This is a genomic window from Paenibacillus sp. P3E (assembly GCF_001909045.1).
Classification (GTDB): Bacteria; Bacillota; Bacilli; order Paenibacillales; family Paenibacillaceae; genus Paenibacillus_AQ; species Paenibacillus_AQ helianthi.
Genome location: NZ_LVWH01000162.1, coordinates 16,715 through 40,715 on the forward strand (window position 1 = coordinate 16,715; position 24,001 = coordinate 40,715).

The window sequence follows — 24,001 nt, forward strand, 5'->3', positions numbered from 1 at the left end:
TATATACAATTTAACACATTTCTCATTCTTTTGCAATCTGTTTTTAAACCATAGGAATATTGGATTCCGCCGCCTTACCTTTGCCGCTCCGGAAGATGGATCTCATCTCGTCTCGCTTGGATTTGGGGCTGAGCACATAGACTGTATCACCAGGCTCAATAACAGTACTCCCGTGCGGGGTCACGATACTTTTATTGCGGATGATGGCAGTAAAGAGAATATCATCGGGCAGCCCCATCTGTGCGATCTGCATACCGGCTATGGGCATATGCTTGTCGATGGCAATATGATTGAATTCGGAATCCGTCTTGCCGAGTGCCACCAGCTCCATTAGCGAAGGCTGGGCATCGTCTTTGCCAACCAGCTTCAGTCTGGAGGCCAACGGGGAAATGGTCGTTCCTTGAATGACTGCCGAGGTCAATACCACAAAGAATACTACATTGAAAAATAATTGCCCTTGGGGAAGCCCCGCCAGCAGTGGATAGGTCGCCAATACAATCGGTACCGCCCCGCGAAGTCCAGCCCAGGAGATCAGCGTTTTCTCCCGGAGCGAGAACCTGGAAAACAGCAGGCTTAGGAATACCCCAACCGGTCTTGCGACCAGCATGAGAATAACTGACAACAGCAGGCCCTGCCAGGCAATCTCCGTCAGCTCATCAGGAAATACAAGCAGGCCCAGCAGTGTGAACATCGCGATTTGCATCATCCATGCAAAGCCGTGATTAAAATTCATGATGGTACGGTGATACATCAGCTCGGAGTTACCCAGAGTCAGACCCATGATGTATACCGCCAGAAGGCCGCTGCTGTGCACCGTCACTGCAAGGCCATAGGTCAATACAGCAAATCCTATTGCCATTACCGGATACAGCCCGGTGGAATCCAGATTAATCCGGTTTATCAAATAGACGGCAAGCTTCCCGACAGCAATCCCCATGAACAGGCCTATCCCCATTTCCCAGATAAAGGACAGCATGAGGCTCCAAACGGCTGTATTGGGATGCTGAATCCATTCAATTAACGATACCGTCAAAAAAACAGCCATCGGATCGTTACTTCCTGATTCTGCCTCCAGTGTAGAAGTCAGGCGCTTATCAATATTTTTGCCGCCGAGCACGGAGAACACGGCTGCCGCATCGGTGGAGCCCACGATTGCTCCGAACAGCAGGCTTTCAGCCCATGGCACATCCAGTACAAGTCTTGCGAATATTCCCACAATCGCTGTCGTCAGGAGCACTCCTACCGTAGCCAATGATAGCGCTGGGGCGATGATAGGCCGGATGTCCTTCATGCTGGTCTGCATACCGCCCTCAAACAAAATAACGATCAACGCAAAAATACCGGCTACTTGTGTCAATGAGGCATTGTTAAAAAAAACAAAGCGGCTGAGCACCATTCCCGCAGCGATGAACAGCACCAGCGCCGGCATGCCAAAACGTGTGGAGAATTTGGTGGAGAGCACACCCACCAGCATCAGCGCAGCCAGCACTAAAATAATATCGTCCGCAAGGTGAGTCATGTCTATGGTACCGCCTTTCTGGTAAGCAGTGGGCCTCCAAAGTAACCAATGCTGTATTCAGCTTTCCCAATTCGCAGTAAAAAACCCCAGTGGCTCTGTGAATCCACGGAGGTTATCCAGATGCTATTCTCTTGAGTATACCTGCATTTCTTGGATCGACCAGTAATTCCCGCCAGATCCGGTCTGCAATATCCGGATATATCTGGTTTTGACCGGGGCAAACACAATTTTGGTCATCTCCAGTTTTCCTTTACCCGAAACGATCATGTTCCAGTTCTTAGCATCATCCGAAATATATAGCTCATAGCCCCGGGGATAATCATACGAAGATAAGGTATAGTCCAAATCAACAGCTTCCACTGAATGTACTTGGCCAAGATCAATCTGAAAATATTCTCCCGATGCCTGGTGTTTGCCGGTATCCCAGCGAGTCCGCCTGTCTCCGTCAATGGCATTCGCCGGATTAGAGGCTTCCGTATTCACATTGGATGACACCTTCCAATCCGAACGGTCCAAAGGAACCAATCCAGTCGCGGTAATCTGAGTTTTTTCCGACATTACTCCTGAGCCCGCCACTCTTACCGCGTAAGTATATAGCGTGCCTTCATTCAGATTGCTATCTGTATACCCGGTATCGGTTATACCACTTGCAATCACTTTCATATCACTGCTTGAGCCCTCGGCCCGGAGCACTTCATAACTTGCTCCAGGGGCCTCCAGCCAGCTCAGCTTAACAGCCAGCCCTTTGACGGCTGCCGCGTTTAAGCCTTGAGGCGCAACGTCCGCTACCTCGGATGAGGGCTCCAGTATATACTGTACTGCCTCTCCTGGTGCGAGCGTTTCTGTAAATTCAAGAACAGGTGTAGCCTTTTTATCCGAAACGTAGCTTCGGGCTTCTTCATACGTATCGCCATTACCAAAGCGTTCGCCCTCATACACGGTTTTCTTAGGCATCGTCACCTTCACCGTAACGGTTTGCGGGGCTTCTTCGAAGTTCACAAAGTTCACCAGTACCTTGTTTGAGGTGGCCCCGCTACCCGCTAAAGGCTCAAGTGTAGAGGTATCTACCGCACGGACATAGACCAATTTGTCAGCTAACGCATTCTTATTGGTGATGTTATAGCTGAGCGGAGCACCGTGTGTTGCATAGGCCAGATCCAGCCGTCTCATGATACTGACCCGGGAATCCTCACCCTTCTTGGTATAATAGATTTCCGTTTTTGCCGGATCATGCTCTTCCAGATTAAAGCCGTATTTGAACAAACTAAAATTCTTGAAAAAAGCGGCATGCTGCACAAACATATCCACATAACCGATATGAGCGCGCATAATCCGGTCAAACACCGCCGCCGTGCGCTCAGAGGCCCCGTATTGGTAAGCATCCACATGAGAGTCGGAGGTTCCGAACTCCGTCGTCAGCATTTTTTTGCGAAGTCCGTCCGCAGCTCCGCCAAAGGTTTTGAGATTCTCGGTAAAACTGCCTCCGTTGCTGAAAATATAGGACTCCCCGTAGGAATGTCCATTCGTCAGATCGGTGACTTTCTCCAGCTCCTCCCGCTGCTCCGGATCACGTTCCCAGCCGTCCGGATCGCCGCACTGGCGTGCCGTGCCCTTCTGATTGCCGCAGGAATCCTTACTGTAATTCGGCCAATAGGCCCAGCCTGGAGCTACGGTCTTCAGATGAGGGGCGATGGTCTTGCCTTTTTTGTTCAGCCATTCGGCAATAGCCAGGTTCACCGCCTTGGAACGGTTGAACAGCCCCGGCTCATTATCCACCTCATAATACTGGAAGTACGGGCTGTACTGTTCGAAATAATCGGTTAGCTTCTTCTCCGCATCATCCGGCAACGAGCCATCTTCCTTAAGCTTGATATCTCCGGTATACAGGTACAAAGCTACAGCCTGCATATTGTAATCTTTGAGGACCTTGTAATAATCCCCCATATTGGAACAGGAACGCCCCACATCGCTGGCACAGCTGGTGCGCATAATATTCCCGCTATAAGCTACTCCGAGCCACTTCATAATATAAGGCAGATGCGTAACCGCACCTTCGTCAAAATAAAACTGCTTATTGTTGACCATAGTGCCGGTCAGGGTGTAGCTGCCATGAATCGGCTCCTTGATCGGAGACTTCAGGGACTCCAGGCTGAGGTTGTCCCAGGTCCACCAGTTGTATTTATCCTCCATGTCAGAGGAATAAATTCCGCGCGCTACCTGCAGCTTCAGCTCATTGGTACCGGTAACCAGCTGCTCCTTCGGAATATACAGCTCATATGTTTTTTGGAAGGTATATTTGCTGTCCGTTCCGGAAACACCGGCGATCTGAATGATCCCCGAGAGCTGGCGGTTGGAGAACACACTCATCTGCGGAACGGATTTGTATGCATCCAGGATGCTTACGCGAAATAAGACCCCGTTCACCGGGATCTTATCCAGCTTGTACGAAATCCGCAGTTCGGGATTGGTATCCCCCCTGAGTCCAGAAGGGATCTTCTGGAGTACAGAGGCTTTTTGAGCGGAAGAAGCGGCATTAACCGTTTCCTCCACATTCGCGGTGCCAGTCTCGGCAAATTCTCCAGCAGATCCATCATGCTGTCCCAGCTGCCAGAGCACTGTGCCCTCTGGCAGCTCCGGTCCCACATCACCCGCTGAGGATAGCTTGTTCATATCTACTTCCACCTTGCCCCTATTCGTTCCTTCATCTCCGAAGACAGAGACGGACAACAGAAACAAGACGGTCAGTGCTACGAATTTCAGCAGTATGTGAAGAGGCTTGTATGTTTTTTTCTTAGTCCTAGTTCTCATTCCCTTGTCCTCGCTTTCTTCCGGGGTGCGTGTTCAACTCTGTAAAGGCTGGTCTGCTTCGTTCATCAAGGAAAGGAAAGGGCGCTTGGGGAAATGACCGCACTCTTCTGGCTCGGACTTTCCCACATCAAACGGATGCTTGCATCTCCGCGGTTCTCGTAATACTCGACCTTAATGTCATAAGAGACTCCTGCGCTTAGCTGCATGCTTCCTTCGCGGCTGACACCACTTTGCTTCTTCCAGCTGTCGATGATTAGCTGGCCGCCGATCCATACACGTATGCCATCATCCGAGGAAGCAGTGAAGGTATACATCTCACTATAGCCTGCCTTAATTTTACCCGTCCAGCGAACGGAGAATGTGTCCTTATTAAGGCCCGCAGCCGGACCGTTTCCATGCCAGTTAAAATCAATCTTCTTGTCATTACGGATCAGTGCAGGCGTCCCTGAGAGTTCGGCATTGTTGAAATATTCTCCTGTTAAGCCCTTTTTGGCAATAACGGGCACCGGAGTGTTCGGTGTGGCGCTTAGGGATTCAATGTATTCCTTTCTCGAAACCGTGTACTTATCCGTCATAAAGCTTCGGATTTTCTGGAGGTCGTTTTTTTCAGTCAGCATTTTCCCCCATGTCATCGTATATACCCATTTACGCTGGGTTTGAGACAATGTGACAGGGTCTGGAAGCTCTCCACTCTCTCCTATGCCAATAGGCTTGCCATCAGCCAGATTGAGCAAATCTGAATAGTAGGACTGCTTGTAATCATTATTGTAGATATCTGCTGCCAATATATCCACCTTATCCGCCCCCGGGTAGTAGGCACTATAAGGATCTGCCCACTCATTCGGTGCATTCGGATTCCACACCCACAATAGATTATTTAGTTTATGCTTGTTGACCAAACGGTCGTAAGTGATGTCCCAGAGCTTGGAAAAGTTATCCTTTTGCCCCCACCAGAACCAGTTCCCGTTCATCTCGTGATATGGACGCCACAGGACAGGAACCCCTGCATCCCGCAATTCCCCCAGATAAACGGCAATCTCATCAAGGGAAGCAAGGAGGCTTTTGTATTGAGGGGTGCCCGGAGTTACGTAGGCATCGAACGCCTCCTGGCTAAGACTCGTGTGGACGTTCGCCCATTCAGGAGTTGTGCCGGGTAGATTCTGATGGAACGTCATTGCCACAATGCCGCCATCTTCATACCATTCGATAGCGCTATCCACAACACCCTGCCGCTGACGGGCAATAGTCCTCTCGGACTGGTTGTTGATCGCTCCAAGCTCATACCCATGCAAGACGGCATAATCCCCCGTTGCATTCTTCAGCTTGTTGTTGTATTCATCCGGGCTCTCCAGATAATCATGCTGCCCGGAAATCATGCCTTTCCCCCCCAGGTTAACCAGATAATTGAGCAGGCTGGCAGCTTCCTTCGAAGCCGCAGGATTCACTGGTGGAACTGCCTCCGCCTTCGCCTCCGCAGGAATGTCTATACTTCTTTCAACGGCAAGACTACGCACCTCACTCCATGGCAGCAGGGAAAGGATGAAAATAATAGGTATAATCGTAATAAAAAGCCGGTACTTACGGTAAGTGTTCAATGTAATCTCCTCTCTCCAGCCTAAAGTGCTGTATTGACGCTTATGGATGGTCTTCCCTCCAAGGGTTACACCAACCTGAGGCCATACAGACTAATAGCTTAGTAGCCCTGCTGTTTAGCAGGGCCATCGGACTTTTAGGATTTTAGAATTGTAACGTCTTAACCAGTATCGGCGTTCGGTGATGAATTCAGCAGTACTTTAGGAAGCGGAAGGAAGGAACAGTGCGCTGGCAGGGACCGTCCCTTTGACTTGACTTGGACTTTCCCACATCAGCCGCGCTCTTGCATCCCCTTGGTTCTCATAATACTCCACTTTGATATCATATAGTTGCCCGGCTTGCAGGCTTATGCTTCCTGTGCGTTCGGTCCCGCTCTGCTTCATCCAGCTGTCAATGACAAGAGTGTTATTGATCCAAACGCGGACACCATCATCTGATGTTGTATAAATCTGATAGGTTTCGCTATACAGCGGTTTGATCTTGCCACTCCATCTTACGGAAAAGAAATCAATGCCAATCGCAGCATCCGGTGTACCCAGCCGCCAGTTGAAATCCAGCAAAGCATCGGTGCGTACAACTGCCGGAGCACCGGTCAACTGCATGTTATTAAAATATTCCGCCTGCAGTCCGTTTGCAGCAGGAGCCGCCGCTGTTAGAGCCGGCGTTGGTATCGGTGTTGGCGTTGGTGCTGGTGTTGGCACCGGCGTTGGTGCCGGTGTTGGCACCGGCGTTGGTGTCGGTGTTGACACCGACGTTGGTGTCGGTGTTGGCACCGGCGTTGGTGTCGGTGTCGGCACTGGCGTTGGTGTCGGTGTCGGTGTTGGCACTGGCGTTGGTGTCGGTGTTGACACTGGCGTTGGTGTCGGTGTTGGCACCGGCGTTGGTGCTTCTACAAGCGCCAACGATGTTTTGCTAACGCTGGCTGCTGACGTATTTACAAACAATGCACTTGTTGGGACGGTCGCTTTGACCTGGCTTGCGCTTTGCCACATCAGACGGATGTTGGCATCGCCTGCATTCTCATAATATTCCACTCTGATATCATAGAGCTGTCCAGCCGTCATAGCGATACTTCCGATACGTTCAGTTCCGCTCTGCTTGGTCCAGCTGTCGATTACGGCTGTGCCGTTAATCCAGACACGGATACCATCGTCAGAAGTAGTGATAATCTGGTAGGTCTCGCTGTATAAAGGCTTGATTTTCCCTGTCCAGCGGGCCGAGACCCCATCTACCTTTATGGAGCTGTCCGGTGAGCCTTGACGCCAGTTGAAATTAAGCAGCGCGTCGTCACGTACCTTTGCAGGTGTGCCTGAAAGCGTCATGTTATTGTAATACTCTCCGTGAAGGCCATTCACAACAGGCGTTTGTACATTATCACCGGACGCCGGAGTGGTTATTGGCTTTACCGTTGCTGTGGGTAAAGGTACTGGCGTAGCAGTTGGCGTTGGCGTTGCTGTGGCAGTCGGCGTTGCAGTCGGTGTGGCAGTTGGCGTTGCCGTTGGTGTGGCAGTCGGAGCAGGTGTCTGCACTACCTCCGCTTTATATTCATTAAGCGATACTGTATAGCTGTCACTCATGAAATTTTTGATGGTATCTGTACTGTTATTCTCATAGAGCATTTTTCCCCAGTTCATCATGTATACCCATTTTCTCTGGGAAAGCTGGAGCTTGGCTGTACTTGGCATCTCACCATTTTCACCGATAGCAATGGGTTTGCCGTTGGCGAGACTCAAAAGGTCGTCATAATACTTGTTCATATAATCATTGTTATATATATCTGCTGCAAGGATGTCTACCTTATCCGCTCCCGGATAGGTCAGTTCATATGGATCAGACCAGGCGTTGGGAGCATTCGGATTCCATACCCACAGCAGGTTGTTTAATTGATGAACGCCCACAAAGCGGTCATACATAATATTCCAAAGTTCTGCAAAATTGTTCTTCTTCCCCCACCAGAACCAGTTGCCGTTCATTTCATGGTAAGGTCTCCAAAGTACAGGAACGCCCGCGTCCCGCAAGCTTTTGAGTGAAACCGCCACTTTGTCCAGATCGGCGATGAGGCTGTTGTATTGGGCTGTTCCAGGTGTTACATACTTATTGAAGTCCTCTTGGCTGAGTGTCTTCTGCACATTGGACCACAGATAAGAAGTCCCTGGCAGTTGCTCATGGAAGGTCATAGCGACAATGCCGCCATTTTTATACCAGTTGATCGCACTGTTCACTACATTTTTGCGCTGAGTTGCTGCAGTACTTTCCGACTGGCCGCTGATCACACCAAGCTCGAAGCCATGGAGGGCAGCGAATTGTCCGCTGGTTCCCTTCAGTTTGTTGCTGAACTCATCCGGGCTCTCCAGGTAGTCATGCTGGCCTGTGATAATGCCTTTTCCGGAAATGGAGTACAGATTGTCAAGCAGCTTGACAGCTTCAGCTGAAGCATCCGGATTAACCGGTGCTGAAGAACTCGAAGCAGCTACGGTGGAAGGCGCAGCCCCCAAACCCAGTGGTACAACGGTCAACAACAGGGCAATAGTTACAATGGTGCACAGCAGACGCGACTTACGGTAAGTTGTCAAAATTCATCTTCCTTTCGGTAGCTAGGCTGCCACTCTTTCGAAGGCCCTATAGCTTTGCGTCCCTATCTTTCGATTAGGTTTGCCTTTTTCGTTTTGGAAGGATTTATCCCTCTTACCGTAAGTATCGTCTCTATTAATTTTTTAGTTTAGAGCATTAATGAATTTTTCTTAATAAATGGTTCTTAATACCTGTTTTGGATTTGACACAATTGGGTAAATAGATAATTTAGCCCTAGGTTTAGGCCCATCCTATACATCAACCGGGACGATTCAGTCGAATTTTACAGCGCGATCAGCGTTCCTATTTTAAGAAATGAATTGATGAAGAGCAATATCCTTCCAGTCCAGTGTGATGCGGATATTATCCTCTTCGACCAGCTCTGAACCGGTCTGCACCTCAATGAACTCTACATCGGTTAGCGCCAGGATTGCATGTTTTGTGCCTTCCGGTATGCGCACTACATCTCCTGCTTTCACATTATGCATCTTCTCATTCAGCACAATGCTGGCTTCCCCGCTGACAATCGTCCAGATTTCACTGCGTTTGTGATGCAGCTGGTAGCTGATGTTTTTACCTTCGGCTATGAAAATCCGCTTGGTCAGCACCTCGTTGCCCTCATCATATTTCACATAATCAATAACCTTATAGTGGCCCCAGCGGCGTTCCTCGTACATGGGTCTTTGTTCAAAAGACTTCAGCACTTCCTTAATCCGCGGGCTTTCGGCTTTGTGAGTGACCAGAATGCCATCCGGGCTGGCTGCGATGATTAAATCTTTCGCACCGATGACTGTAATCGGAATATCCAGTTCGTTGATCAGGCAGGTTCCTTCAGAATCGGCAGTCACGAACCCTTTACCCACGTGGTTGCTGCTCATTTCTTCTGTGAGGGTATTCCATGTGCCAAGATCCTTCCAGAAACCGGCGTAAGGCTGAACGACGATCTTCTCCTCTTTTTCTACCACTTCGTAGTCAAAACTGATGGAAGCCAGCAATTTATATTGCTTCTGCAGCTCCTCATAGTTCAAAGGCAGACCTTTACGCTGCAAAATATCCAGCAAATAACCCAAACGGAATGCAAATACTCCGCAGTTCCACAACGCGCCCTTGCTGATCAGTTCTTCAGCCTGTACACGGTCCGGCTTCTCCTGGAAATGGCTCACCTGCAGATAGCCGCTTGCCGCTGCCTCGTCACTGGTAGGAATAATATAGCCGTATTTCTCGGAAGCCAGCTCAGGAACAACCCCCATCAGCGCCAGGTTTGCGCCGCTTTGTTCCATCGTTGCTTCAAGCTGGACGACGGTGTCAAAAAATGATGCCTCCACATAAGGATCGACCGGCAAAATGGCCACTGTCTCGCTGGGAGACACTCCTGCCACGGAATACAGATAAGCTGCAGTCAAAGCGATGGCAGGGAAGGTATCCCGGCGTTCCGGCTCCACAATGATAGGCACCTCTGCGCCGAGCTGGCTCTGTATCATCTCCACTTGGCTGCGGCCGGTCGCAAGGTACGAGGATTCCGCCATCCCTGTCTCCTGCAGTTGTCTCCATACACGTTGTACCATGGATTCCGGCTCCCCAGCCGGACTTTGCAGTACCTTCAGAAATTGCTTGGAACGTGAATCATTGGATAAAGGCCAGAGACGTTTACCAGAACCGCCAGATAGAAGTACCAGTTTCATAAGTGAACCCTCCTCATTTATGTGTTGTCGCGAAAATATCGGATTGTTATTGTGCGCTTTGACTTGTGAAAAGCTTGGAATCGAGCTGTTGCGGGAGTCACTGCAAGGAATGTTTGGACTTTCGGCCGCTGTTGTCACCAGATTTCTTCGATTAGACTGCTAAGCGCAGTTGAAATCCGGTGACAAAGGCGGTCGCTTCCGCTCCTACAGTTCCAAAATTCCTCTCCGTTTCTTCCCTTAACAGCCTATCTGCTTGCTTCACCCAGCAGGCGAAGCGCCCTGCTAAAGATCCGGCATTGCCGCTTGTTTGCGCGGCAGGGAAGAGCCGAGAGCGGGCCGACTTAGCAGCGCTTAGACCGCTCCGGCTACGCTGGGGGAGTAGCCGCTCAGGCCCCCCATTTGCGGGCGGCCGACGGAATGGTATTCAAGGCCGGTGCCCTCGATCTGCTCCTTGGAGTACACGTTGCGGCCATCGATCAGCACCTGGCGGCGCATGCTCTCCGCAAGCTTATGCAGATCAATATCCTTGAACATGCTCCAGTCGGTCAGCAGGCATACTGCATCACTGCCTTCTGCCGCTTCTTCCGGCAGACCGCACCAGCGGAGCTGCGGATGATCGTACTGCTGTCTGAAGTTATCTGCAGCAATCGGATCATACAGCTTCACTATAGCGCCTTCGGCCACCAGTACCTCAACAATTTCAAGGGCGGGTGCTTCGCGTACATCATCGGTGTTCGGTTTGAAGGCCAGGCCCCATACACCGATCACTGCGCCACGCAGGTTGCCAAGGGATTCATGCAGCTTGGAGATAATCATGAACCGCTGCCCCTTGTTCACCTCGACTACGGATTTCAGCAGCTTGAACTCGTAATCCACGTTGCCCGCAATCTGGATCAGCGCATTGGTATCTTTCGGGAAACAGGAGCCTCCATAACCGATGCCGGCCTGCAGGAACGAGGAGCCGATTCTACGGTCCATCCCCATGCCTTCCGCCACCAGGGTTACATCAGCTCCCACTTTTTCGCAAATGTTGGCAATCTCGTTAATAAAGGAGATCTTGGTTGCCAGAAAAGCATTGGATGCATATTTGATCATTTCCGCACTGCGGATATCCGTTACGAACACATTTTCCGTGAAGCCCTGGTGAAGCTGGCGCATCGTTGGCTCAAGCTCCGGGTTATCAAGTCCGATGACAATCCGGTCAGGATGGAGCGTATCGCGGATGGCTGAGCCTTCACGCAGGAATTCCGGAGCGGAGACGATATCGAAGGGATGACTCGTATGGGAAGCGATGATACCACGGATTTTCTCGTTCGTGCCAACAGGAACAGTTGACTTGGTCATGATGATTTTGTAGCCTTCCATCGCTTGAGCGACTTCTATGGCTGCACCTTCGATATATCTCAGATCCGCTTCGCCGCCCGGTAGTGAAGGTGTCCCTACAGCCAGAATGACGATATCGGAGCGTCTTACCGATTCCTGAAGATCGGAGGAGAAAGAAAGCCTGCCTTCACGCAAATTCATTTCTATCAGCGCTTCGATACCCGGCTCGTAGATGGGGGATTCCATCCGGCCCAGCTTTTCAATCTTTTCCTCATCCTTATCCACGCAAATCACATGGTTCCCATTCAGTGTAAAACATACGCCAGATACAAGACCGACATAGCCGGTACCGATTACTGTCAGCTTCATACACTCATCCTCCTTTTAGAAAATTGACGTAGGCCTGTTCTACATACTGCTTGAACTGAACCATAAACGCCTGTTCATCGAATTTACGCGCATGACCCATAATCTGCCCAATGTCCCACGCGTAGGACTCCACTTCGTAAATGGCCTTAAGCAAATCATCAACTTCCTGATGCTGGAAGAATACGCCGTTGACATAGGGTACGATGGTATCCAGTGCCCCTCCGGCCTGATAGGCAATCACTGGTCTTCCTGCGGCATTCGCCTCAAGTGGCGTGATGCCAAAATCCTCTTCTCCGGGAAAAATGAACGCCCGGCACTTCGACATCAGGCCCGTAACCTCCGTATCCTCAAGCCGGCCCAGAAACGATACATTGTCTTTGGCCATGCCCTCCAGACGCTTGCGGTCCGGCCCGTCACCGACGATATAGAGCTTCAGACCGTTGCGGTTGAAGGCTTCCACCGCCAGATCAATCCGCTTGTAGGATACAAGCCGGGATACAATCAGGTAGTAATCGCCTATAGAGGACGAACTGCTGAAGCGTGCCGTGTTGATCGGTGGAAAAATCACATCCGCATCCCGGTGGTAATAATTCTGAATCCGCGTTTTTACTACGGACGAATTGGCAACGAACTGGTTTACATTCTTCGAAGTCCGCTGGTCCCAGTTCTTAAGGCGCTGCATGTAGACCTTGAGCAGTCTTTTGAACAATCCGGAATTCGATTGCCGCTCCATGTAGGTGTCATAGTCCCAGGCGAACCGCATTGGAGTATGACAGTAGCAAAGATGAAACGTAGACTCGGGCACCTGTATGCTTTTCATGAAAGCACTGCTGGAACTCAGGACGATATCATACCCGCGAAAGTCCAAATCACGGATGGCCATGGGATAAAGCGGCAGCACCCCTTTAAAATTGGTCTTCACTCCCGGGATTTTTTGCAGCCAGGAGGCCCGGATATCCGCGTCTTTGAGGTTGTCGGTCAGCCGGCTTCCGTTAAAAACCGTCGTGAAGATCGGAGCATCCGGATACATGTGGTGGAATACCTCCACTACTCTTTCCGCCCCGCCCATTTGGATTAAGTAATCGTGCGCTATCGCAATTTTCATGTGAATCATCCTCAAAGTTTTATGGAGCAGCATCATCAAGTAGTGAACGCATGGATGTATTAGTTCCTGATCGAGCTACAAGCTCTTGTCTTACATAAGGTCAGGTCGCTGCCAGCAAGCCTTTGTAGTAATCGACGATATCCTTGACCGTATTTTCGATGACAAAATGCTCTTTCACCCGTTTCATTCCACTATCCGCCATCCGTTTTCGCTCTTCGGGATGGTTCAGCATCCAGGTGATGGAGTCTGCAAGTACGACTGGGTCTCCAGGCTGGATCAGCATTCCCGTGACACCGGGAACCACAATCTCTACCGGCCCGCCTTCATTGGAGGCAATGACCGGAAGTCCAGCCGCCATGCCTTCGACAATCACCTGGCCAAACGGTTCAGGTGTAATCGAGGTGTGGATCAGCAAATCGGCTTTGTTCATTAGGCCTTGTATATCTTCCACATGACCCAGCAGGCTGACATTGGTCAGTTGATCCTGCTGCATCTTCTGAATTAACTCATTTTTGTATTCTTCTTCACCGAACAGGGCATCCCCGGCCAGCCAGAATTTCACCCGGCTATCGTTCTTAAAAGCCTTAGCCGCTTCCAGGACGATATGCTGGCCTTTCCAGTTCGCGAGCCGGCCTACCAGCAGAACGTTGAAATCCTTCTGATCCCTTTTGCCGATGCCTTCACCAATTGCTTTGGCAAAAGCGGAATAGACAACCAGTGTCTTCTTCGTACGGGGTAGCTCCAGCGCATTCAACGTGGAATGCGAATTCGCAATGACACCGTTCGGCAGCAGGCGCGACATCAGCCGGATCGCCTTGGCGACAACCGGCTTGAGGTAAGGGGCGCCGATGTGATCGCGGATATGCCAGATCAGCGGCACACCGGCTTTTTTGGCGGCAACGGCTCCGTAGAATGCCGATTTCAGGGAATTGGTATGCACACAATCCACTTTCTCCTGCTTGAGGATGGGAGCCAGCTTGCGGCCATAGGACAGTAGTCCAAGCGCGGCAGCAGGTGCACCGAGATTGACGGCATTCCGTCCGCGGTTGCGGATGCTTTCATCCATCGGGATGACGCGTACATCAATGCCTTTCTCCCGGAGACGTTCGGCAAGTGTTCCTTCTTCAGCGAGGATCACGAGCGGTTCAATCTCTTCACCGATATTGGTGAGGATGTTGAACAGCGCCACCTCTCCGCCGCTCCATTTGGCGGTGTGATCGATATAAGCGACTTTTAGCATCCTGCAGCCACACCCTTTCCCAACGTTTCAAGGAATACGGATTCTACTTGGTCGCCTACATGCTGCCAGGTATACTTCTCGAGCACATGGTTTCTGCATTCGTCACGGCCCGGCAGCAGCTTACGGTTACTCAGCATGTGAATCATGCCTTCCGCCATATCATCACTGGATGAACCCTTGAACAGCAGCTCCGGCCGGAAGCCCTGCAGAATTTCTTTGTTGCCGCCTACAGGAGTCGCCATAACGGGAAGTCCGGAGGACAATGACTCGACGGTGATGAGTCCGAACCCTTCCAGTGCCTGGGATGGAACCACGAACATGTCCGCTGCCTGATAATAAGAGGCTAGTTCATGGTCAGGAATATATCCCAGCAGCCTTACTTTGTTGCCGAGTCCGTAGTCTGCAATTTTCTCCTCCAGCTCTCCGCGCAACGGGCCTTTGCCGCCAATCAGCAGAATCGCATTCGGGAAACGCTCGGCGACCTGCTTCCAGGCCTCCAGCAGCTGTAAAAGCCCCATCCGGTTCATCAGGCGTCTCACCGTTAGAACGGTGGTTGCTCCCTCTGGAAGATTCAGTGTCCGCCGGATCGCCAGCCTGTTCGTAGCAGGGATGAAGCGGTCCACATTAGCAGCACCAGGGATCACTGTGATCTTATGCAGCGGCACCCCGTGCAGGCTGTGCAGCATGTCGCGGAAGTATTCGCTGAGTACGATGAATCTGTCCGCAAGCTTATAGGCTTTATGTTCAATCGATTTGGCAATGGTTGTTTTGACCCGGTGTTTGATTCCTTGACCTTCGATCTTCATCTCTTCATTCCACGGACCATGGAAGGTCATCACCACAGGAATGCCGCGTTTCTTGGCTTCGAGCGCCGGGCCGATTCCATAAGGTGCAAAGTGGGAATAGAGAATATCTATACGTCCGCTTCCATTCCCCATCAGATCCGCTGCCTTACGCTGGAACGCATCCTTGCGCTTCCAAATGGTCTGTTTGGGGTCGCCGGCGTTGTGGATAATCAGCTCTTTGGCGGTGGCAGGCGTCTCTTGACTGCAGATCAGCGCGTGCACCTTGTTGCGTGAAGAGAGCTGCTCACAGACGGATTTGAAATACGTGTTGAGTCCGCCTGGCTGTAAAGAGGGCCAGCTAAGGCCAGTAGTCATAATGTTCAATCCGTCACTGTACGGCATAGCTTCTCTCCCCTTTTTTCTCTTTTTCCGCCTGACCCAGTGCATTATGCCGGGCCAGCTTGCCGGAGCTGTTCAGTTCGTAATGCTTGAAGCCGACCATGAATTCATACATCACCCAGAATATGGATACCGCAAACCCTGAAATCCCTTTTTTGTACAGACCATGCAGGAAATATTTCTGTAAAAAGCGAGCCGGCGGGCGAATCAGCAAGCGGCTGATCTTAAAGGGCTTGCCGCTGGCATAAGCCGTTTGTGCTTCCAGATCGGTATATTTGTTAAAGCGGGCGACATGGTCATTGATGCTGCGGAAGCCCTGATGCCAGAGTATTCCGTTCAGCTTGACCGTCTTTTCCTCTGGTACCTCAGGTATTTCATGCACCAGACTGTTGCGGATGGCATATGCCGTGCGGTTATAGAGACGCACCAGGTATTCACCTTTATCCAGCCACTTGCCCAGAAAATCACCGATCCGGTACAGCGAGAACGCTACTTCCCTGTCTGTAAGTCCCGGCTTGCGGTCCAGAATGTCCTGCGCCAGCTCATCGCTGACCACTTCGTCGGTATCAATCAGGAAGACCCAATCATGGACGGCGCGTTCCACTCCGAATTCCCTTTGTTTCGCGTATCCGGGCCATGGGTTAACGAACACCCGGCAGTCCAAGCTTTCGGCGAGTTGCACCGTCCCGTCTTTGCTCCCTCCGTCGATTACAACCACCTCATCGGCGAATAGTCGGCAGGACTGAATTGCTTTGGATATTCGAACTTCGTCATCCTGAGCAATGATGACAGCGGATATCGGGTAACTGCCCGGGCTGCCAAGCACGCTTTTCACTGAATCCATGAAGGTATCCTCCTTTTCAGTCCGGTGTTTGTCGTCAATTCGAGAAATGTTTGGGCTTCCGATCGCTGTTGTCTTCTGATTTCTTTATTTAAGACCGCAGCTGCGGTTGAAATCAGAAGACAAAGGCGAACGCTACGCTTCTACAGCTCCAAACTTTCTCTACTTTCCTCTCAACACCGTCCATTATTATTTAAGCAGAGAAGCGGCTCGCTTAGTGCCTCTGCTCGCTTGCTTAGGTATCCATAGGTTTTTTGCGAATATAGGAATTCATCGTCGTCTTCATCCACTGAATGTCATCCCCGTTAATGATAAGGCGGGGCAGCTTGACCTTCAGGTTGTATTTGATATTCAGGATAATAAATAAGAACCGCAGCACTGCCGAGGAGAGCATCGCTACCCCTGCCCCGAACAATCCGAATTTCGGCACCAGCAGGAACAGTAGCGGAATCACCAGGATCAATCCGACCCCTTGCAGGATCGATACGAACTTCGGTTTGCCGAGCGCCATGAACACCTGGGCCAGTATCAATGTGCCTCCGCTGATCGTAACTTCCAGCAGCAGCAGCCGGAACACTGTCAGAGCTGTGTTGAAATCTTTGCCGTACAGCAGCGGAATCACGAATGGTGCAACCAGCATCAGGAACAGGGAGCCCAGCAGGGTGAACGTTGTGCTGATCCGAAAGGCTTTGAAGGTAAGGGAAATGGCCTCATCCTTGGACAGCTCGGAAGCTTTTGGAAAGAGCACCACGGTGATCGAATTCGAGAAGAAGTTGACCATCCGCGAGAGGCTTACCGCTACCGCATATAATCCCAGATCGGCTGGCCGCAGCAGGCCGGCGATAATGATCTGGTCGATATAGAAGGAGAACTGTCCGAGCAGATCATTTCCGTAGGAACCGAGTCCATAGGTGAACAGTCTTTTGAAATTCTTGTAAGCATCCTTCATCTTCACTCTGTAGGTACGGAGCAGGGTAACCGTCATCCAGATGAAGACCGGCACTGAAGGTACCAGATATGCAACTGCAGTTGTAAAAGGATTCATCGAATGGGTGAGGATCAGAATTCCGATGGCTACCAGCGTCAACAGCGGGAGCAGATACCGCAGCCAGTTGAAGGTCTTGTAATCACCTCTGAACTGGAAAGCTGCATTGTTGATCTGTGAGACCACGATCAGCGGGCACAGGATCATTGACCATTGCGCAAACAGTACGACATTCGGGCTGAAGGATTTCAGCCAATACGGAAGGATCACAATCCCGACAATCATGGCTGCGGTCCCGAAGGCCAGTGCGATTAGCAAGGCCACCCGATAGAGTACGCCTGCTTCATCCGGATTCTTCTTGGCGTTGTAGATCAGCGCCGAAGGAATCCCGAAACTCATGCTGAACGCCAGAAACTGTGACCAGTTCACCATAGCTGTCTGTTCTCCGCGTCCTGTAGGACCCAGGTAGCGGGCGGTCAGCACACCGGTCAGCATATTCACCAGCAGGATCAGCACGCTGACGAACATAGTCTTCACAGCTGCGGAGCTGTTGTCCTTGCTCTTGGTAAACCGCCGAAGCGAGGACCAGACGGTGCTAGTGGGAAGTGATTTCGCGTTCAATGGCTGCATGTGGTGTTCCCTTCTTTCTGCTATCAATAATCTCTTTGGCCCCAAGCCCTAGTCCGATCAGCATCCAGATCAGGTAGCCCTTGAGTCCGGGAAAACCGTTGTCCGATACCAGACTGACCACTGCTCCCATCCATGCTGCCAGTGATAACCGGGCATATGGCTGAAGACTGTCTCTGCTGGTCACTCTGACTATAATTTGTTTAATGACTGCGCCCAGGGCACCAAAGAAGAACAATGCGCCCAGGACCCCGAAGGTGAGCAGTAAGGCGATCACACCGTTGTCCATATTTCCGTATTCGCCAAGTTCTCCACCGTTGCCGATCTTGGTACCCTGGCCTACACTGCCTATGCCTTGGCCGATCGGATTGGACGCCACCATCGGAAGCATGTTCTGCCATAGACTCAGGCGTTCATTATAGGAGTGGTCTTCCTGCACAGAGGTCAGTGTCTCCATACGGGCGACCAGCCCTTCCGCGCCCGGAAGCTTAGGGACAATCCAGAACAGTACGGCAGCGACGAAGACCAGTTGGAGCAGCGCCTTCCATTTGCCCTTTGACGGGGAGGAAGCGATGTATACCAGCAGCATGACCAGCATGACCAGCCAGGCTGAACGCACCAATGTGGTCAGGAGGCAGACGACAACGAGCATAACGCCAATCCAGCGCAGGGTACCCTGCCATCTTTTCTCCAGAATCATCGGTACCAGGGCAAAGACCAGGAAGGTCGCTGCAGGTCCGGGTGAATTCAGCGTGGAGAAAACCCGGATTTCCAAAGGATACGGTGTGCCAATGGACATCATATCGGCATTCTTCATCCAGAAGGCGTCCCAAGGCGGAACGATCAAATACTGGACGATTCCGTAAATGGCTACGAGAACGGCGATGTTCGCAAAAGCATACAGCAACCGGTCAATGTCTTTCGGTCTAAAGCGGGTTACCGCGAAGAACGGAATCAGCAGCAAGGGTACGATATAATTGGCCAGATCGTACACTGAGCCTATGCCGTTCTTCGCCAGGCCAATCAGCGCTCCGTAAGCGAGTGCCACCGAGAACAACAGGATAATCCGGGTGGAGGATTTGCGGATGCGGTGAATCTCCCCCAGCACCGGAATTGCCAGGGTAGCACCCGTGAGCAGCGGCGCCAGACTGAGCAGTGATACAGAATGATAGACTCCCTCCGACCAATCAGCGATCCGCCGCAGCTCTGGAGCAACCGCCCAGACCAGCAAGGTATAGGCGATTAGCGCCTTCGGCTTCAGCAATGCCAGCAGGAAGGCCGGAAACAGGATTCCCGCCAGGATAATCCCCTGAAGACTATTGGAAGAGCTGAGCTTCGCACTGGCAAACCCGATCATCAGCGGAAGCCCAAGACATATACCGCAGATCAGCAGCAGCGTTCCTGCTGACTTCATGGACGGAAGACTTACATTCATTCCAGCCTGCCTCCCTTTGCTTTATCCCGTTTGCGCAGCTCCTTGAGCAGCAGAACCAGGAATTGAGCGTCATCGACAAGATATCTTTTCCAGAGCCGGCCCGGTTCCTGGCTGAGTCGCCAGAACCATTCGAGTCCTGTTTTCTGCATAAAATCCGGCGCCCGCTTCACCGATCCTGACAAAAAGTCAAAGGTCGCTCCCACGCCAATGGAGATCGGCGCCCCGTAAGAGTTGTAATGCCGGTAAATCCACTTCTCCTGCTTCGGCGCTCCCACGCCTACGAACACAATATCCGGCTGACTCTCTGTCAGCATTTCGATAATACGCTGGTTCTCTTCATCGTTGTGCTCAAAGCCGTAGGAAGGAGAATAGCAGCCGACAATATTCATGCCGGGATAGGCCGCTTTAAGATTCTTGGTTGCCTGCTCCGGCACACCTTGTGCAGAGCCGAGGAAGAACAGCCGGTACTTCCTTTGCTCAAAGGCATTGCCTAGGCGGCTGAAAAGGTCTGCTCCCGATACCTTTTGCTTCAGCGGCTTACCAAGCATTTTTGAGGCCCAGATGAGCGGCATTCCGTCTGCCACTACAGCACCTGCTTCGGAATAGACGGTCTGGAACTCTTTGTCCTTGCGAAGCTTGATCACATGATCGACATTGCAGGTCAGGATGTACGATTGTGACCGCTCCTGAATAGTCTTATCAATGTAATCAAGCAGGTCCATGAAATCATAGTTATCGAAATTGACATCGAACATGTTCACTTGGTTCATCGTATCACTTCTTTTTGTGGGGAATCGGTTGGCTGTGAAGATCGATACAGGCAGTTCAGGTACCAACAAAATGGAATAATCGATTGGACCGTCGACAGCGTGTTGTCGGAAAACGAATAAATCATAAACCCTGCTAAGAAGAACAGATAATATGGTTTGACTGGCTTTGCCAAAGCTCTGTACACCAGAGTAAACACAGCCAATAATGAAATGAGAAGCAGTATGGCTCCGATATACCCTCCATCAAAGTAAAAGCGGATATACTCGTTGTGGGGAACCACGAATCCTTTATACAGTGTCCCGTCGTTCGCCACCGTAACGGCTCCAAGTCCTCTGCCCGACCACGGAGAATCTGCCGCCTTGTTCAGGAAGTACTCCCAGGCTTCTGCACGTCCCGATAAGTCAACCGTCGTCTCCGTCGTGCGTTCGAAGGAACGCTTCTTGATGTTGTCGAGCTGCAGATATACCGCCGAGAAGATCAGAATAACCGAGCACAGGAGCGGAATCAGAAATTGTGTTCTGCCCTTCAGGTACTGCCGCGAAATATCGTAGAAATAGTACAGAGCCATTAACACCAGTGCCAATATCGGTCCGCGTGTCCCGGTTCCAATGAGAATCAGGAAGTTCAGCGCCAGCATGGTATAGAAGTAACGTGCATGCTGCGGACTGCGCTTGATCTCAATGAAGGCAATTCCCACGCCCATGAAGGCCAGCATCGCCAGATGCGCCGGAATGTTCGCTCCCTGAACTCGTACAGCGCCTGTGAACTCCACATCGAGGAATGAGTGAAGATGTGCGACTTGCAGGGCGATTCCGGCCAGCACACTCATTAGTGGGAGCGAAGCGATAATACGGATTTGCCGTTCAGCTACTTCCCTCTTCCAGTTAATCAGGAGGAAGACAAAAGGAAGGGACAAACCGATAAATGCCTTGATTGCAATGGACCCGTTCATCTCCGGCAGCCATATGGAGGTGCCAAAGGTGATGAATAGCAGCCCCACCATCGCCCAAAGGGGCGGGCTCAAACGGAACTTCAATCCGTTCACCAGAATGCAGGGTACCAGCAGCATCAGGATCACCAGCTTGTAAAGCGAGAGAATCTCAACGCCGAACATGCTGCCGGGATACAGAAAGTTGATGGAGACCGCTGTCGTGAGCAGGACGAAATAGCTGATGAGTTCAGGACGAGTGATCGAGACAACCAGCAATATAATCAGGAGTACGGCTGCTATCGCTATTACCGGCTGATAGATGACCGCTGTTCCTAGGAACAGTGCGGACATGAGATAGAGCATTCCGTATGGTAAAGCATTTATTTTGGAGCCCCACTCAAAATTCGTCATTGTCTCCCTCACCCCGCTGCAGATTCCCTCTTCCGGTTCCAGATCATATGAAGAGTTCCGCGAATACTCTCCAACCGGCATTTGTTCAGAAGTTTTCTTCCCTGGCTTCTGGAGAGGATCGAGTCAGCCATCACATAGATGATTTTGGCGGCCGTCTTACCCAGCAGGAGCAGATTATCCTTCACACCAGCGCTTTTCATCGCGTTGGATATGCCTTGACTGTAATATCTTTTCATTATCCAATCCTCCGTCAAACGGTTGGCCGGTACGAAATGATCGACAGCCATCTGCGGATGATAAAGAATCGAATGTCCCTGACTTTCAATCTGATTGAACAGCCAGGTCTCTTCACCGGAGAGAAGTGAATCTCCTTTTCTTCCGAGCTCCAGTGGAAACAGGCTGATATCAAAGGCCACCTTGCGCATCGCCATATTCGCGCCGCAGGGATGAAGCCGTTTCGGATATTCCTTAATGCGGTTGCCCAAATCGACGATGGTGTAAGGCAGCTCGAACGGCTTGATCAGCCAATCCGGACGCTTGCTTTCGAAGATTGGAGCAATCTTGCCGCCCATGGCCATGACCTCAGGCTTTTGATCAAACGTGTCTACAATTGTCGTTATCCAATTCCGGCAAGGAATCGCATCATCATCCAGAAAAGCGATGAGCGGCGATTTGGAAGCCAGAATCCCTGTATTCCGGGCCGCCGATAACCCTTGTACCGGCTCCAGAATGTAACGGATATCCATATCTGTACCTTCCGTATCCATAAACCGCTTGACCACTGCTGCCGTATCATCCTTGGAGCTGTTATCCACCAGAATGACTTCGGCCTGATCCAGATTCTCCAGCGGCAACAGCGACTGAAGCGTCTTAAGCAGCAAAGCTGCCCGGTTGTAGGTACAGATGATTATGGAAATCTTAGGAACGTCTCCGTATACAAGCATCGGCATTCACCCAATTCCCATTTTATTAATACGCATCTTTAGAGCCGAGCAGCATCAGGCCTGTCTTGAAGATGATTTTGAGATCCAGCATCGTGCTGCGGATATGGATGTAGGTCAGATCCAGCTGAACCATTTCATCAAATCCGACACTGTTTCTCGCATTTACCTGCCAATAGCCCGTGCAACCTGGTGTAACCATTAACCGCTGCTTGTCATATTCCGTGTATTGGGCAACTTCCTCCACTAGCGGAGGACGGGGACCCACCAGACTCATATGACCCATCAGCACATTCCAGAGCTGTGGCAATTCATCAATGCTGGTCTTGCGCAGGAATCTTCCTGTACGGGTAATGCGGGGATCATTTTTGATCTTGAACATCGCGCCGCTGACCTCGTTGTAGGCCAAAAGATTCGCTTTCAGCTCCTCGGCATTGGAGACCATGGATCTGAATTTATACATTGGAAACAGCTTCTCATCCTTGCCAACCCGGTTCTGACGGAAGAACACCTTTCCTTTCGGATCTTCCAGCTTAATCAGGATCGCCACCACGATGAACAGCGGCAGCAGCACGAGAAGGCCAAGAGCGGAGAAAAAAATGTCGATAATCCGCTTCATCACCAGATAGGAATCCATTTCTTTACTTCCTTCTTTGGCATGTAGCATGTAAAGTTTCGGCAGGACGGCCTCATAGTCTTCCGGCAGTTTTTGCATGCTCATTTCTCCTCATTCCTCCTAAAAGTTTGCTCTTTTCGAAAGTATAAACTTGGCTTTCAACTATTCAGAGTTAATCCCTCTTTGCTGAGCCATTCAGCCATCGCATCCATCACCGGATACCGCAGATCCTCGCTTTGCAGTGCAAATTCAAGTGTAGTCAAAATATATCCCAGCCGTTCACCGACATCGTATCTCGTACCATCAAAGTTATAAGCATATACCCGCTCGCTCTGATTCAGCTTCTGAATGGCATCCGTGAGCTGAATTTCACCACCTGCGCCTTTTTCCTGAAGATCCAGGTATTTGAAGATCTTTGGAGTGAATACGTAACGTCCCATGATCGCCAGATTGGATGGCGCGGTGCCAATCGCCGGTTTTTCGACAAAATTATTAACCCGGTACAATCGTCCATCCTGCAAATCGGGTTCAATGATGCCGTAACGGTTGGTGAATTCATCAGGAATTTCCTGGACTCCGATGACTGAATTCTGCGTTTCCTCGTATTGGTCGATCAGCTGCTTCAGGCAGGGAACTTTGCCGGTTACGATGTCGTCACCCAGCATTACGCCAAAGGGCTCGTCTCCGATGAAGCGTCTGGCGCACCATACTGCATGACCCAGACCTTTGGGTTCTTTTTGACGAATATAGTGAATTTCAACTTTCGATGAACGCTGAACCTCTTTCAGCAGCTCCAGCTTGCCGTCTTCCAGCAGTCTGGACTCTAGTTCAAAAGCGTTGTCGAAGTGATCCTCAATTGCGCGTTTCCCTTTACCTGTAACGATGATGATGTCTTCGATGCCGGAAGCGATCGCTTCTTCCACAATGTACTGAATAGTGGGTTTGTTAATGATTGGCAGCATTTCCTTAGGCATTGCTTTCGTCGCCGGAAGGAAGCGCGTTCCTAGTCCTGCTGCGGGGATAATCACCTTTTTTACCTTCTTCATCGC

General features: G+C 50.9%; 17 protein-coding genes and 1 riboswitch. All 17 genes read right to left on the reverse strand.

Going from position 1 to position 24,001, the window contains the following annotated elements; genetic code table 11:
• Nucleotides 1-43 precede the first annotated feature (43 nt).
• Nucleotides 44-1,519, reverse strand: coding sequence for a potassium/proton antiporter (locus tag A3842_RS14150; RefSeq protein WP_074101823.1), 1,476 nt, complete (start codon nt 1,517-1,519; stop codon nt 44-46).
• Nucleotides 1,520-1,642: 123 nt separating this feature from the next.
• On the reverse strand, nt 1,643-4,327 hold the full coding sequence (locus tag A3842_RS14155; protein ID WP_371915999.1) for a discoidin domain-containing protein: 2,685 nt from the start codon (nt 4,325-4,327) through the stop codon (nt 1,643-1,645).
• 65 nt (nt 4,328-4,392) lie between these two features.
• On the reverse strand, nt 4,393-5,922 hold the full coding sequence (locus tag A3842_RS14160) for a glycosyl hydrolase (RefSeq protein WP_074101824.1): 1,530 nt from the start codon (nt 5,920-5,922) through the stop codon (nt 4,393-4,395).
• A gap of 198 nt (nt 5,923-6,120) precedes the next feature.
• Nucleotides 6,121-8,493 (reverse strand): glycosyl hydrolase, encoded by a 2,373-nt coding sequence (locus A3842_RS31525; protein WP_256701696.1) that lies wholly within the window; start codon nt 8,491-8,493, stop codon nt 6,121-6,123.
• Nucleotides 8,494-8,506: 13 nt separating this feature from the next.
• Nucleotides 8,507-8,587: riboswitch (cyclic di-GMP riboswitch) on the reverse strand.
• 212 nt (nt 8,588-8,799) lie between these two features.
• Nucleotides 8,800-10,173 carry a sugar phosphate nucleotidyltransferase gene (locus A3842_RS14185; RefSeq protein ID WP_074083068.1) on the reverse strand — a complete coding sequence of 458 codons (1,374 nt, stop codon included), beginning with the start codon at nt 10,171-10,173 and terminating at the stop codon, nt 8,800-8,802.
• Nucleotides 10,174-10,524: 351 nt separating this feature from the next.
• Nucleotides 10,525-11,865, reverse strand: coding sequence for a UDP-glucose dehydrogenase family protein (locus A3842_RS14190; RefSeq protein ID WP_074083066.1), 1,341 nt, complete (start codon nt 11,863-11,865; stop codon nt 10,525-10,527).
• A gap of 4 nt (nt 11,866-11,869) precedes the next feature.
• Nucleotides 11,870-12,970, reverse strand: coding sequence for a glycosyltransferase (locus A3842_RS14195; protein ID WP_074083064.1), 1,101 nt, complete (start codon nt 12,968-12,970; stop codon nt 11,870-11,872).
• Nucleotides 12,971-13,070: 100 nt separating this feature from the next.
• Nucleotides 13,071-14,210 carry a glycosyltransferase family 4 protein gene (locus tag A3842_RS14200; protein WP_074083062.1) on the reverse strand — a complete coding sequence of 380 codons (1,140 nt, stop codon included), beginning with the start codon at nt 14,208-14,210 and terminating at the stop codon, nt 13,071-13,073.
• The gene (locus A3842_RS14205; protein ID WP_074083058.1) at nt 14,204-15,397 is read right to left on the reverse strand and encodes a glycosyltransferase family 4 protein; all 1,194 of its coding nucleotides are present in this window, start codon (nt 15,395-15,397) and stop codon (nt 14,204-14,206) included. Before A3842_RS14205 ends, A3842_RS14200 begins: the two co-directional genes overlap by 7 nt.
• Nucleotides 15,384-16,238 carry a glycosyltransferase family 2 protein gene (locus A3842_RS14210; protein WP_074083054.1) on the reverse strand — a complete coding sequence of 285 codons (855 nt, stop codon included), beginning with the start codon at nt 16,236-16,238 and terminating at the stop codon, nt 15,384-15,386. The genes A3842_RS14205 and A3842_RS14210 overlap by 14 nt, the downstream gene beginning before the upstream one ends.
• A gap of 232 nt (nt 16,239-16,470) precedes the next feature.
• A complete protein-coding gene (locus A3842_RS14215; RefSeq protein WP_074083052.1) occupies nt 16,471-17,850 on the reverse strand; it encodes an oligosaccharide flippase family protein in 1,380 nt (459 codons plus the stop codon).
• Nucleotides 17,816-19,261 (reverse strand): O-antigen ligase family protein, encoded by a 1,446-nt coding sequence (locus A3842_RS14220; RefSeq protein WP_371916001.1) that lies wholly within the window; start codon nt 19,259-19,261, stop codon nt 17,816-17,818. Before A3842_RS14220 ends, A3842_RS14215 begins: the two co-directional genes overlap by 35 nt.
• Nucleotides 19,262-19,278: 17 nt before the next feature.
• Nucleotides 19,279-20,052, reverse strand: coding sequence for a WecB/TagA/CpsF family glycosyltransferase (locus A3842_RS14225; RefSeq protein WP_074083048.1), 774 nt, complete (start codon nt 20,050-20,052; stop codon nt 19,279-19,281).
• The gene (locus A3842_RS14230) at nt 20,049-21,395 is read right to left on the reverse strand and encodes an O-antigen ligase family protein (RefSeq protein ID WP_074101826.1); all 1,347 of its coding nucleotides are present in this window, start codon (nt 21,393-21,395) and stop codon (nt 20,049-20,051) included. Before A3842_RS14230 ends, A3842_RS14225 begins: the two co-directional genes overlap by 4 nt.
• An 8-nt stretch (nt 21,396-21,403) precedes the next feature.
• Nucleotides 21,404-22,345 (reverse strand): glycosyltransferase, encoded by a 942-nt coding sequence (locus A3842_RS14235; RefSeq protein ID WP_244169847.1) that lies wholly within the window; start codon nt 22,343-22,345, stop codon nt 21,404-21,406.
• A gap of 19 nt (nt 22,346-22,364) precedes the next feature.
• Nucleotides 22,365-23,057, reverse strand: a complete 693-nt coding sequence (locus A3842_RS14240) for a sugar transferase (RefSeq protein WP_074083044.1) — start codon at nt 23,055-23,057, stop codon at nt 22,365-22,367.
• 53 nt (nt 23,058-23,110) lie between these two features.
• A complete protein-coding gene (galU, locus tag A3842_RS14245; RefSeq protein WP_074083042.1) occupies nt 23,111-23,998 on the reverse strand; it encodes a UTP--glucose-1-phosphate uridylyltransferase GalU in 888 nt (295 codons plus the stop codon).
• Between the last annotated feature and the right edge of the window lie 3 nt (nt 23,999-24,001).